The 12,766-nt window shown below is 46.2% G+C and carries 8 protein-coding genes; 2 read left to right on the top strand and 6 right to left on the bottom strand.

The genetic code is table 11. The annotated features are described in order from the left end of the window. Positions 1–135: 135 nt before the first annotated feature. The 3 genes from ntrB to QUA57_RS18240 form a co-directional block, all read right to left on the bottom strand. Positions 136–1,005 carry a nitrate ABC transporter permease gene (gene ntrB / locus QUA57_RS18255; RefSeq protein WP_333062771.1) on the bottom strand — a complete coding sequence of 290 codons (870 nt, stop codon included), beginning with the start codon at positions 1,003–1,005 and terminating at the stop codon, positions 136–138. A 159-nt stretch (positions 1,006–1,164) separates the two neighbouring features. Next, positions 1,165–2,490, bottom strand: a complete 1,326-nt coding sequence (locus QUA57_RS18250) for a CmpA/NrtA family ABC transporter substrate-binding protein (RefSeq protein WP_333062773.1) — start codon at positions 2,488–2,490, stop codon at positions 1,165–1,167. 90 nt (positions 2,491–2,580) lie between these two features. Then, on the bottom strand, positions 2,581–4,464 hold the full coding sequence (locus QUA57_RS18240; protein ID WP_445251961.1) for a ferredoxin--nitrite reductase: 1,884 nt from the start codon (positions 4,462–4,464) through the stop codon (positions 2,581–2,583). A gap of 612 nt (positions 4,465–5,076) precedes the next feature. Between QUA57_RS18240 and QUA57_RS18235 the strand changes: the two genes are divergently transcribed. Both QUA57_RS18235 and QUA57_RS18230 read left to right on the top strand, forming a co-directional pair. Continuing rightward, on the top strand, positions 5,077–5,292 hold the full coding sequence (locus tag QUA57_RS18235) for a hypothetical protein (protein WP_333035914.1): 216 nt from the start codon (positions 5,077–5,079) through the stop codon (positions 5,290–5,292). A gap of 833 nt (positions 5,293–6,125) precedes the next feature. After that, positions 6,126–7,013, top strand: coding sequence for a PEP-CTERM sorting domain-containing protein (locus QUA57_RS18230; protein WP_333062775.1), 888 nt, complete (start codon positions 6,126–6,128; stop codon positions 7,011–7,013). A gap of 96 nt (positions 7,014–7,109) precedes the next feature. On the opposite strand, the gene QUA57_RS18225 is transcribed toward QUA57_RS18230, so the two are convergent. The 3 genes from QUA57_RS18225 to QUA57_RS18215 all read right to left on the bottom strand — a co-directional run bounded on the left by QUA57_RS18225 (position 7,110) and on the right by QUA57_RS18215 (position 12,459). Next, entirely contained in the window at positions 7,110–9,764 is a 2,655-nt protein-coding gene (locus tag QUA57_RS18225) for a C39 family peptidase (protein ID WP_333062777.1), read from the bottom strand. Between the two features lie 434 nt (positions 9,765–10,198). Further along, on the bottom strand, positions 10,199–10,639 hold the full coding sequence (locus tag QUA57_RS18220) for a peroxiredoxin (RefSeq protein ID WP_333062778.1): 441 nt from the start codon (positions 10,637–10,639) through the stop codon (positions 10,199–10,201). A 329-nt stretch (positions 10,640–10,968) separates the two neighbouring features. Next, positions 10,969–12,459: a catalase gene (locus tag QUA57_RS18215; protein WP_333062779.1), complete on the bottom strand. Its 1,491-nt coding sequence runs from the start codon at positions 12,457–12,459 to the stop codon at positions 10,969–10,971. Between the last annotated feature and the right edge of the window lie 307 nt (positions 12,460–12,766).

Below are 12,766 nucleotides of genomic sequence, written 5' to 3'. Positions count from 1 at the left end.
TGCTGATTATTAATTGGGCATTGGGCATTGGGCATTGGGCATTAATTTACAACTAATTTCTACCAGTTTGTAGTTGGCAACCATTCCCCATTCCTCATGCGCCATGCCCTATGCCCAATACCCGATGCCCAAATTCTATTTCTGTTCTTCAGGAACAACTTTGGACGCGATGAAACCAACGATTCTGTCTAAAATCAAACCGACGATTCCTACATAAAGCACTGCCAAAATCACGTGGCTGAGTCTAGAACTGTTGTAAGCGTCCCAGATGAAGAAGCCGATGCCGACGCCGCCGACTAACATTTCCGCAGCTACGATCGCCAGCCAAGACAAACCGATGCCAATTCTCAAGCCAGTGAAGATGTAAGGAACGGAAGAGGGCAGCAGGATTTTCCAGAAGTATTTTTGGTTAGGGAGGCGCAAAACGCGGGCGACGTTTCTGTAATCTTGGGGTATTTGTTGAACGCCTACTGTTGTGTTAATTAGAATCGGCCAAATTGCTGTAATTAAGATTACGAAAAGTGCTGAAACTTCGTTAGCTTTCATCCCCAGACCTTCAAAGGGATTGAACTGTTGAAATACAGCCAGGGCGATCGGCAGCCAAGCCAAAGGCGGGATAGTTCTGAATACTTGAAACAGCGGGTCTAAAGCATCGAACATTAGAGAGTTTGTGCCGATCAATATTCCTAAACTAATGCCGAGAGCTGCTGCCAAACTAAAGCCGATCGCCACCCGCTGCAAGCTTGCCGCCAGTTGCCAAAATAAGCCTTTGTCGGTGCCACCTCTGTCAAAGAACGGGTTGATAATCAGCTCCCAGCTTTCTTGGACAGCTTTGATTGGCCCCGGCAAGCTGGACTCTGGACTGTGGCAGAGGATTTGCCAGATTATGAGCAGAACAGTGATCGCAACTAGCGGGCGGATGATTTTTCGCCTGTTTTTTTGAACCTGATCCAGAACGAAATTTACTGGATTTTTGCTTTTAGTAACAGCGAGGTTTGTTGCCATTTTTGTTTTTGCAGTATTGTGAATAATCGATTATTTGTAGATACTTTGAACAGAGTTCAGCAGGTTTGGCCCGTCGAACGCCCCCTCCGTTTCACTCTGTCCAACACCATCACTTTTAGGGGTTTGTAAACTGTCAACAGTCAACAGTCAACCAACTAATTATGCTTTTTTGATTGCCAGACTCTTCAGATATTCTTCGGGTTTTTCTGGGTCAAACTTTACGCCGTCAAAGAAGGTTTCGACACCGCGAGAACTGGTAGTAGGAATTTGGGCTGCGGGAACGCCAAGTGCTGTCGCTGCTGCTTTCCAAATATCTTCGCGGTTAACTTTATCAACCGTTGCTTTGATGTCGGTAGTTGCCGGGATATAACCCCAGCGAATATTTTCAGCTAAGAACCAAGCATCGTGACTCTTGTAGGGATAGGAAGCATTGTCAGCCCAGAATTTCATGGCCACTGGGCTGGCAGCTTCAATGCGGCCGGTACCGTAGTCAATTTGACCTTTAGAGCGACCGATAATATCTGCTACGGGTACTTTTAACCACTTATCTTGAGAGATAATTTGGCACATTTCATCCTGATTTTCTGCCTTATCGCACCACTGCTGGGCTTCCAGTACGGCCATTGTAATTGCTTTAGCAGCTTTGGGGTTTTTCTCAACCCAATCTCCTCTTAAAGCTAAAGCTTTTTCTGGGTGGTCTTTCCAAAGTTCTCCGGTTACTAAGGCTGTGTATCCTACCTTTTGAGTAACTAGCTGAGCATTCCAAGGTTCGCCTACGCAAAAGGCTTCCATGCTGCCAGATTTCATGTTCGCTACCATTTGGGGCGGCGGTATGGGAATCACGGAAACATCTGTATCTGGATTAATACCGCCGGCTGCTAGCCAGTAGCGCATCCACAAGTCGTGGGTACCGCCGGGAAAAGTTATAGCAACAGGAACGTTTTGGCCAAAAGCTGCTTTCAGGGGTGCGCTGTCTGTACCTACTTTTAAATCTAGGTATTTTTTGCTGATCGAAATTGCCTGACCGTTAGTATTTAACCGCGCCACAAGGTTCATCGGCACTGGCTGATTGCCTTTGGTAATAGTGCCTAATGTCATGTGGTAAGGCATCGGCGATAAGATGTGGGCCCCGTCAATGCCGCCTTTGTCGGAACCGAGTTCTAAGTTGTCGCGAGTAACTGGCCAAGATGCTTGTTTGGTAACTTGTACGTCTTTCATGCCGTACTTGGCAAATAGCCCTTTTTCTTGGGCAATGATTAAGGGTGCTGCGTCGGTGAGGGCGATGAATCCGAGTTTGGCTGCGGTAACTTCTGGGGCGTCGGCAGGGTTGATGTTGACTGCTGGTGCGGCGCTGGGTGATGCGCCGTTGGGAGTTGCGCTAGATGTGGTGGAAGTGGAAGCGGAACTGCAACCGTGGGCGAGAAGGGTGCCGGCTGCTGTTGCTCCAGCGGTGATGATGAATTTTCTTCTGGAAAGGTTGCTCATTTGTCTTGAATTGTTGTTGTACTTGAGATGGTGGAAATGTGAGATGTGAGATTGATTCGCGACCTTCGCATTGCATCTCACATTGTGAGATTAGGCGTCGATCGACACTTTGCCGATCGCCCGCGCGCTGCAAGTTAAAATGAACCCTGGTTCTAAGTCTCGGGCCGCGTCGGGTTGGCTGTCGTAGACTGTTTGGCCTTCTAGGAGTTTTTGCTGGCAAGTGCCACAGCTTCCCGACCGGCAATTGCTGTCAAGTTCGACTCCGGCCCGTTCGGCAACATCGAGAATGAACTCATCTTCGCTGCAAGCAACTTCTTTGCCCGATCGAGCGAAAATGACAGTAGATGTCTGAGGTTTGGCTGCGGGGACTGCCGTTTCGTCCCTGTCAACCGTCAGTTGCAGTTGCCGGTTCAGCACAGCTACATCCCCTGTAATCTCTTTGGGAACTGCCCCAAACTGCTCGACTAACAATTGATGCAGCACTGGTTTGAGGTCTTCGCAAGGGATGCTTTTTTGGACGCAAGTACCCAAATGAGCGTCTTTTCCGACTGTGCCTCCCATGTAAATGTCTACACCTTCGAGGGTTTTGCCGTTCTTGCGAACTTTTGTTCCCATCAAACCAATGTCTGCTACTTGGGGTTGACCGCAGGAATTGGGGCAACCCGTCCAGTGAATTCTGACCGGTTTGGGTACTGAAAGTTCGGCTTCGAGTTCCTCAATCATTGCCACGGAGCGGCTTTTGGTTTCGATGAGGGCGAAGTTGCAAAACTTGGCGCCAGTGCAGGAAACCAAGGCTCGTGTCAGCGGTGCGGGATCGAGGGAAAAACGCTGCAACAGCGGTTCTTTGACCAGCGATTCAATCCGCGAGTCGGGAACGTTGGGAATAATCACGTTTTCTTCGACAGTGAGCCTGAGCTCACCGCTGCCGTAAACCTCGGCAATTCTGGCCAAATCGAACAAATCGGATGCCTGCAGCCGTCCGACTGGAACGTGCAGCCCTACATAGTTGAGTCCTGATTGTTTTTGGGGGTAGATGCCGATGTGGTCGCGTTTTTCCCAGATGATTTCATCTTTGGGCGCGGCTGGGGGCAAAGTGCGCCCTAATTCTCGTTCGACTTCGGCTCGGAATTGTTCGATTCCGAGTTCGTCAATCAGCCACATCAGCCGCGATTTTTGGCGGTTTGCTCTCGGGCCTTGATCGCGAAACACAGTTAAAATTGCTTTGCACAAATCTACAACGTCGCTGGGACTTGCCCATGCGTTGAGAGGAATTGCAGCTTCGCAGCGTTTGGCGGAGAAGAAACCGCCGACTAAAACGTTAAAGCCGATGTTGCCGTCTTTGTAAGCGGGTACGAAGGCGATGTCGTTGATTTCTGCGTGGACTGAGTTGTCGCGGCAGCCTGCGATCGCAATATTAAACTTTCTCGGCAAATTTGAAAACGCGGGGTTGCCTTCGCCGCTGTTCGTAATCAAATCTTGAACTTGGTTCGCCAGTTCCCGCGTATCTATCAGTTCGTCGGCGTCCAGGCCCGCGACTGGGGAACCCGTGATGTTGCGTACGTTGTCCATGCCAGACTGGATGCTGGTCATGCCCGCTTCTTTGAGGCGGCGGAAGATGTCGGGTACGTCTTCGATGCGAATTCCGCGCAATTGCAGGTTTTGTCTGGTGGTGATGTCGGCGCTGCCGTCGTCGCCGTAGCGTTGGACGATTTCTGCTAGCGTTCTGGTTTGATTGCTAGTAATGATGCCGTTGGGCAAGCGCAGCCGCATCATGAATTTGCCGGGAGTTACTGGCCGAAAGAAGATGCCGAGCCATTTGAGGCGGTGCTCGCGATCGATTTCGTCCATAGCTTCCCAGCCAATTGCGGCGAAGTGGTCGAGTTCGGCTGTTAATGCTAAGCCATCTTTTTCGGCTTTGAGTTTTTCAAACTTGTTCAGGCTCGCTTGGGCTTTGGGTTCAATTGTTTGGGTCATCGGTTTACCCTCGCTGCTGGCTTGTGTGGGGAGGTATTGACTTGGAGCATAAAGTGTGTGTTTCCTGCTAACCTTAGTGACTGTATGGATTTAAAACTGTATATTTAGTTACTAGATGGAATTTCTTTTAAGCATGGTTGGTTTTCTGTAAACTTGAGCTTGACTGGGCGCTGGCTCGAACGTCGCCAAACTATTTATGGTTATAGTTGCTACCGATGATTCGGTCGATCGCTGCGTTTCGATGCACCTTTGTTATGAGCTAATGTAAAGCCCACGATTGTAAATATTCGTAGCTATTTTTACAAAATATTGAGTTTTATGAATATTTCGCATAAGGCCGATGCGTTTTATACATGGGAAATGGGTAAAGACACCCAAAAAACCGAAAAATCTCTCTAAATCTTTAGATTTACGACGGAAGAGGGGGAAATTGGAATATCTAAGATTAATGTTGTGAGTGCGATCGCAGACTTAAAACGAGATCGTCACAACATTAGAGCGGTCGCTGTCACACAGTTTGCCTCAAAACATCACGTTATGTGCTATGCCAGCGTCACTATTAATTTTCGGAGAACGAGAGATGATATAAGTATCGAATTCAGGGAACGTCTCATGTTTTCAGTTCAACTTATCCCCGGCGCTATTTCCGAAATGCTTGCTTCTGTTACGGATACAGGTTGTTTGACTCTAGCCGATCGCTACGGCTTGATGGCCGCTGTTTTGGATGACTCTCTCGACGAGGAACAGAGACATTCGATCAACCGCCTGCTGCGTTCTGTGCTCAAGGGAAGAGTCAAGATTGTCAACGAACTGTCGGCGATATATTAACAGCATTTAAAAATTTGATTGATTTATGCAGCGCATAAGAGTGCAGAAACCATCGGCCGAGTTAGAATGAACCCACGATGCCTGCAGCGGATGTAGGGCCGGAAGTTGATTGGGTGTTCTCAAAACTTGCGATCGTTCTTGCCGTATGATTTTTGTTGATTCTCTAATTATCCTTTTGTGCGGCACTTACAGAAAAAGTGGTGATTCACAGTTTTGACGCTCAATTGAGAGCCTCTTGGGTGGAACGCTGATGGTAAAATTAGTAAAATTGTTGTGCGCGATCGGCATTTGAGGAGTTTGAGGAGTTTGAGGAATGAAGTCATCCCAACCAACGTAATTATAATTATTGAACAGGGCTGGGGATGAAAGACTATTTATTAAAATTATTAATCAAAGAATCGAATTATTAATAAAATCCGGCCTCGGCATCCATAACCTCACGCCCCCAATTGTCAAAATTAATTGGTAATTAATAAAAAATCAATTAAGTGGCTCAGCATGAAAAAACAATAAGATATTGTAGAGGCGGGTACCGCCTAGATCAGAACTAGCAGGCAGTTTATTGCTGTTCTCAACCGCCCCAACCCGGTAGTCGGTTTATTTGCACCTACAGGACTTATGCAGCCCCACTATAATACTGTGCCTGCGTAAGTCTTGTATTTAGCTACGGGCATGCGTTGGTTGTTTTAACCAATCTAGTTGATAGGATGTAGCCCGACCAAATTTTTAGCAAAACTTTAAGAAATTCGGTCAGAAGGTATGATTTACTAAAAATTAAAAACAGTCGAGCGAGCAGACTTGACAATTTAACAATGATTCCTAGGGAGCATTTTATGAAATCCATTGCTAAAAACAGCATCCACTGGACTTACTCAGTGGCTATTTTCTGTGCCCTTTTCGCACTACAGCAACAAAAAGCTACAGCAGCAACGCTATCTAACGGCTGGAATTATGCGATCGATTCCTTCAACGACGGCGTGACAGGGGCACAAATCGGCGGCGGGGAATTTGAATTTTACGGCATCGCCATCAAAGAAACATCAGATACAGCTTTCATCGCCATCAACTCTAATCTAAGTTTAGCAGGATATGCCGACCCACTAGCTCAAAGAGGCAACATCAACTACGGCGATTTATTCTTCAATTTTTCCGGGCAAAACTTCAATACAGCTAACGCAAACGGCAGCTTGTTTGGTATCCGCTTTGCCGAAGGAAATGACTCAAGCGTAGCCACGACTGGCATTTACAGTAACGTTACTGCTAAAAACGTCACCCAAATTAACTCTGGATTTACCAATTTAAACCAATTCAATACGGTAGTGGCCTCTCAAGGCGGAACCCCATCAATGGGCGATTTAGCTGCCACAGATCCCTATTTTCAACAAACAGGAAACTATACTATTCTCAACTCAATAGGTACGGGTACAAAAGTAGGAGAAATCAATTTTTTAACGCCAGCAACTTTGAACGCTCTCGGTCTTGATTTTGCTCAGTTTAATGCAGTAGGTTCTCAAACAATTGGATTCAGTTTCAATAAATCCTCAATGCCTTCGGGTAACTATATTGCTAACTTTTTTGCCGAGTGTGCTAATGATGCGATCGCTATTCAAGGATCGTTTGAGGCTGTACCCGAACCTTCTACTTGGTTTGGTACTTTAGTAGGATTGAGCTTTTTAGGTATTGGCGCTGCAAAACGCAAAAGTAAGCGCAAGATTTCCTAAGTTAGGTAGGGTGTGCATTCAGTACCTTACGAATAGCTGTTATGCACACCTTACTAATAGGCGTAGTGCCTCAAAAATTGCAAACCGTAGAGTAGATTATGGATAGATAAAATGCGCCCAAACATTCCCATCTGGCCCAGCAACTTGATTGACGTAACTGTAGGGATACATCAACTTTCTCCCCTCAGTATCGCTGTAACCAGTGAGTGCATTTCCCCAAGGATCTTGCACGATATAACCCTGAGAATTGTAGCCAATTACAGTAAGAATGTGACCTGCCGCAGTAAAATCTCCGGCTAAAACTACTGGCCGCCGATTCAGCAATTCCGATCGCACTTCTGCCCACGTGCGAGTCGTACTAAAACTCGTCTTAAACCCGTAAGCTTGAATCAGCGCTGAAAGCACACTGTGATCCGTTTGAGAACCCTGGCCGGCATAGTCGAAACACCACTGCAACAACTCATCCTCCAACTGTCCGCCCCACTCAGAACGAAGACCATAATAATAAAGCACCATGGCGATCGAAGTTACGTTGCAAGTAGACCAGTCAAAACGCGGATTGTCCCGCTGCGAAAAATAGGGCACGTTCAATTCCACATTGTTCGGAACCGGATCGAAAATTTTATCTCCCCGCTTGAACTGAACAAAACTAGGAAAAACATAACCTGTATTGCCAAAATTAGGCAGTTCTTCAGTCAGGGAAACTTTCAGGTGAGATCCTTCCGCACCGTAGCTGTTCACGCCGTAAACTCGACCTAAAGGCAGCGTAGTTTTCTCGCTACTGCTCAGGCTAGCAGAATCTACCGGCCGTTTTTTAAAGACAGTTGCTTGCAGGATTGTCATGGTCAAAGCATCGGGGTCAAAGGGAACTTCTTTGCCGTCTTTTTTAATTTTAACGTCCTGCCAATAAATAAATCCGATATTGCCGAAACCGGGAATAGATTCGGCAAGAGTTACTCGGAAATGCCCCAAAATGCAGGCATAACCAGTGATGGCATAGGTAGTGCCTAAAAGTAGGTCAGCCATTTGATCAGCCGGCAGTTTCGATGAATCTTCGGGCTTAGCTTTAATCTGAGTTGTTTGAGTTACCAAAAGTTGAGCGCTGACGTTGCTATTCGGTACGTCGGCCAGGTTAAATTTTAGGATTTGAGTACCTTTGGCTAACTGAACGTCGGGTTCATAAAAATAGCCAAAAGTGCCGACAGACCAAATTGCTGAATCCAGAACCACCTTGAGATGCCCGTCAATAAATCCGTATTTGCTAACGGCCAACGTCTGGCCTGCTTTAACAAAAACTTTTTGCTGATTGTTGAGCCGGGAAGAATCAAGGGGAGCTACCTTAAACAAAGTGTCAGAAACTATCTTTAAGGTCAAACCTTGTCCGACAGTTAGCGGATCGGAAGTTACGGTAATGTAAATTATTTGGCTGCCAGTAACGTTGCCTTTGCTGTCAGTTGCCCGCAACCTAAGCCACCGAGCTCCCGCTACGCTAAATCCTTTAGACAAATTAACTTGCCAAGTGCTGGCTTCTTGGTTTAGAGTGACGGTTAGGGGAAATTTATCCTCAGCTATCACGTCAATTTTTGCTGCTTGTTGCCGGTCAAAAGTACCCCGAAGGACGATCGGCTGATTGACTAAAACTTCTGACGGCCCTTGATAAGTTAAATTCACAGCGGGATTAAAAGATTTGCCACCGCGGCTGAATTGCACAAAATCGGGATAAATGAAACCCGTATTGCCAAATTGCGGCAAATTCTCGGTCAGCGAGACTTTAATGTGGCTTTGTTCGATCGAGAATCCGGCAATTCCGTAAATCATTCCCGCCGGCAAGGTAATTTTTTCTTGGGGTGGCAGGCTAGCGGCATTTATCGGCCGCTTTTTAAACACAGTCGTTTTGATGATTGTCATCGTAACTGCATTTCTATCATACTCAATTCCCCTGCCTTCTCGCAAAATTTGGACGTGCTGCCAGTACAGAAATCCCGATTTTCCTAGGTTAGGAACTGCCCGATCAAAAGCGACTCGGAAATGGTTTTCCACGCAAGCGTAGCCAAGAAGATTGAAAGTTTCTCCCAGGTTAAATTGTAATTTCTGAGTTGATCCTAAAGTTCCAGAATCTACGGGGGTGAACTTTAACCAGGTCTTTTTTATCACCCACAGTAACTGCATTCCAGGCGGCGGAACCGGCAACTCAGCGCGATCGAATATGAGAATTGTTGCGCCTTTGGTGATGAGTACGTGTTTTTCGTAGAAAAAACCGGACTTTCCTACCGGATTAATTGGATTATTTAGTTGAACATTCAGATGTCCGTCTTCTAACTCGTAGTCAGTAACTTGATAAATTTTCCCTGCTGGTATGTCCGCTTTTTGCAGCTCGTTGAGATTGCTGGCGGGCAGTGTTCCGGCTTTAAATTTGGTATCTGTGAGAGTAATTAACGTGAAAAATTGAGCGGGTGACTGAGAAGCAGGATTAACTTTGATGTTAATTGTTTGTTGACCGATAACTTTGCCGGTCTTATCAGTTGCCCTCACCTGCACTGTGCGAGTTCCAGCGCTATCGAATCCTTTTTCTAAACTGATGTTCCAAATGCCTCTAGAGAGATTTATCCCCACATTCAGGACATTTGAGCCTTCTGCTGCTGAAATCGCTGTCACTAGATTTTTGCCAAAAGTGCCAACTAAGACTGCGGCTCTATTGACCTCAATTTCTCGCGGGCCTAAGTAACTTAAAATAATGTTGCTGTTTGTCATTATATATCCCCCTACCTACTTAGTTATTCAGCTAAAGCAAGGATAACTTCTGATTTTATTAAACACAATGACCTGAACTAGGACAAAATCGCCCCTAGATTCACCCTACGGGCGGTTAATGCCTTTTCCAGCATAAGTTTTTAATTATTGGCGGGAGTGGCGCCACAAATCTAACTTTAGGCGTACAATGAGCACCTTAACCGAATATATGCCTGGTTGAGAGGATTTGTGGTGCAAGTTTTGAGGGAAGGAATTTAGTTCGAGTAAGTTGCTTCCCCCTGTACCTTTGACCCCTCACTTCCTGAGTCAGGACTTACGAAAAAAACCCGGTTCCTAGGACAATATTGCCTATAGCAACGAAGCATCTAGGAAGAAACCGGGTTTTTAGCCGTTTGGTGCGTGTAGGAGTGTTAGTGCGATCGGCTAAACTTCGACTAAACTATGGTGACAAGAATATCTTGAGCGTGAGTGTCAACTTTCATGGTTTCGCCCTCATAAACTTGAATGATTTTGCCAGTACCGTCGATGACGAAAGTAACGCGCTTGGCATAATCGCCTTTCTCGACATCGTAAGCTTTGGTAATCGTGCCATCAACATCTGCTAATAGCTGAAAAGGTAAACCGTATTTCTCTGTGAACTTTTGGTGCGACTCTTCGTTGTCTCGGCTGACACCGAGAACTACAAGATCTTTGCCCTTGTATTCTTCATAAGCTGCTTTAAAGCTTTGGGCTTGTCTTGTGCAACCGGGGGTGTCATCTTTCGGGTAGAAATACAAGATTACGGTTTTACCTGCGAATTGGGACAGGGAGACTGTGTTGCCATTAGTGTCTTTGGCGGTAAATTGAGGGGCAGCGCACCCAACTGGTAAAGTCATAGTTTTGTTTCCCTTGTTTGGTTTTTCTTGCAGTTCCTCAACTTATTTTAGTTGGTTCTGTCGCTTTGCAAGAGACCTTTGTAAAAAATCACGAGCGCCCCCAACTCCATGACGTTAAGCTTTACTGCATTTAGCTTGCACCTAAGACGCGGGCTAAGAGTGCCTATTACACGCATAGTTTCAATAGACATCTGCTTTTAAGCAGATGTCTATTAAATGTTCTCAGATTCTAAGCTATTACGCATCTAAATTGAATAGAAAGAGGGGCTTTCTTAACCATCCGACAATCCGATCGGACAAACTGACTGTCAAATTAGATGCGTAGCAGCTTACACACCAACCGGTTGACCAGCAGCGGGCATCATAGACGGATCGATCGCAATTCCTAAACCTTCTGCGACTTGGCGGCCGTAATTCGGATCGGCGCGGAAAAAATGGCAGAGTTGGCGCATCTGAATCTCCGATTTTGCTGCACTCAAACTTTCCACAATGTTAGCGACAAGCCGCTGCTGTGCGTCGGGTTTCATCAAGCGATAGAGGTCTCCTGCTTGGGTGTAATCGTCATTTCCCTTACGGTGATCGTAGCGATCGACTTTGACATTTCCTAAGTCCCAAGCTGGGTCAGCATAAACACAGTTTTGCTTCGGCGCATCCTCGTGGCTGTTGGGTTCGTAGTTGGGCCCGCTACCACCGTTGTTACCCGGTGCCATTGCGCCATCCCGTTGATAGTGCATCACCGGACACTTTGGTTGATTGACAGGCAATTGCTGATAGTTTGCACCGAGACGGTAGCGTTGAGCATCTGGATAAGACATGATGCGAGATTGCAGCACTTTGTCGGGAGAGAAGCTAATACCTGGAACGACATTAGAAGGAGAAAATGCCGCTTGTTCCACCTCAGCAAAAAAGTTTTGTGGATTGCGATTGAGTTCAAGAATTCCCACATCAATTAACGGAAACTCTGAGTGCTTCCACACTTTTGTCAAGTCAAAAGGGTTTTCGCGATACTCGGAGGCCTGGGCCTCGGTCATTACTTGAATGCAAAACCGCCATTTGGGATAATTACTTTGGTCGATCGCCTCAAACAAGTCGCGAGTGGCATGATCGGGGTCTTCGCCTTTGATCTGCGTCGCTTCTTCGGCGGTGAAATTATCAATACCTTGCATGGTTTTGAAGTGGAATTTGCACCAAACCCGTTCTCCTTGAGCATTGATGAGGCTGAACGTATGGCTGCCAAAACCGTCCATGTGGCGGTGGTTTTTCGGCGTACCGCGATCGGAAAACAGAATAGTTATCTGATGCAAAGCTTCTGGACTCAGCGACCAGAAATCCCACTTCGCGTCAGCATCTTTGAGATGCGTTTGGGGATGGCGCTTTTGGGTGTGGATCAAATCAGGGAATTTGAGGGGATCGCGGATGAAGAAAACAGGGGTGTTATTGCCTACTAAATCCCAGTTGCCTTCTTCGGTGTAGAGCTTCATTGAAAAACCTCTGGGGTCACGTTCGGCATCCGCTGAACCTTGTTCGCCGCCTACTGTAGAGAAACGGAGGAGAACCTGAGTTTCTTTGCCAACTTCTGAGAATAGCTGAGCTTTGGTGTAGCGAGTAATGTCATGGGTGACAGTGAACGTGCCAAATGCAGCGGCTCCTTTTGCATGGACAACGCGCTCAGGAATGCGTTCCCGGTTGAAGTGAGCCAGCTTTTCCATCAGGTGAAAATCCTGCATGAGGATAGGCCCGCGTTCACCAGCAGTCAAGGAATTCTGGTTATCTGCAACCGGAATTCCGCTAGCGGTTGTCAATGTTTTGTCTTCTGTCATAGTGGGTAAATTGATTGCTATATCCTAAGTATTCTATACCTTTCTGGGGCTCAGTTGTTTCTGCCGAGGTAATTATCAGATGGGCGATTGTGTGTTAAATTATTAGTATGTTTTCAAAATTTTTTGAGTCAATTAAAACTAATTTATCAATAAAATATGATTGATTTCTACACTGTAATTTTCAGATATAATGCTGATTATTATTTTTTTTAATGGCTGGGTAGGTTAAATAGGGCTTGCTGAATAATCGAGTGCATATTGCGTCGCGAAAGGTTTCGAGCGCGTGATCGAGAATAAAGTGCAAGAT

Origin of the sequence: Microcoleus sp. Pol7_B2 (genome assembly GCF_036701035.1) — a bacterium.
Taxonomy (GTDB): Bacteria; Cyanobacteriota; Cyanobacteriia; order Cyanobacteriales; family Microcoleaceae; genus Microcoleus.
The sequence above is the reverse complement of the archived record's forward strand: the minus strand, read 5'-3'. Positions and strand labels throughout refer to the sequence as shown.

Excerpts from the sequence above, each read along its gene's own strand:
- ntrB (WP_333062771.1), bottom strand. The coding sequence starts at position 1,005 with ATGGCAACAAACCTCGCTGTTACTAAAAGCAAAAATCCAGTAAATTTC.
- QUA57_RS18250 (WP_333062773.1), bottom strand. The coding sequence starts at position 2,490 with ATGAGCAACCTTTCCAGAAGAAAATTCATCATCACCGCTGGAGCAACA.
- QUA57_RS18240 (WP_445251961.1), bottom strand. The coding sequence starts at position 4,464 with ATGACCCAAACAATTGAACCCAAAGCCCAAGCGAGCCTGAACAAGTTT.
- QUA57_RS18235 (WP_333035914.1), top strand. The coding sequence starts at position 5,077 with ATGTTTTCAGTTCAACTTATCCCCGGCGCTATTTCCGAAATGCTTGCT.
- QUA57_RS18230 (WP_333062775.1), top strand. The coding sequence starts at position 6,126 with ATGAAATCCATTGCTAAAAACAGCATCCACTGGACTTACTCAGTGGCT.
- QUA57_RS18225 (WP_333062777.1), bottom strand. The coding sequence starts at position 9,764 with ATGACAAACAGCAACATTATTTTAAGTTACTTAGGCCCGCGAGAAATT.
- QUA57_RS18220 (WP_333062778.1), bottom strand. The coding sequence starts at position 10,639 with ATGACTTTACCAGTTGGGTGCGCTGCCCCTCAATTTACCGCCAAAGAC.
- QUA57_RS18215 (WP_333062779.1), bottom strand. The coding sequence starts at position 12,459 with ATGACAGAAGACAAAACATTGACAACCGCTAGCGGAATTCCGGTTGCA.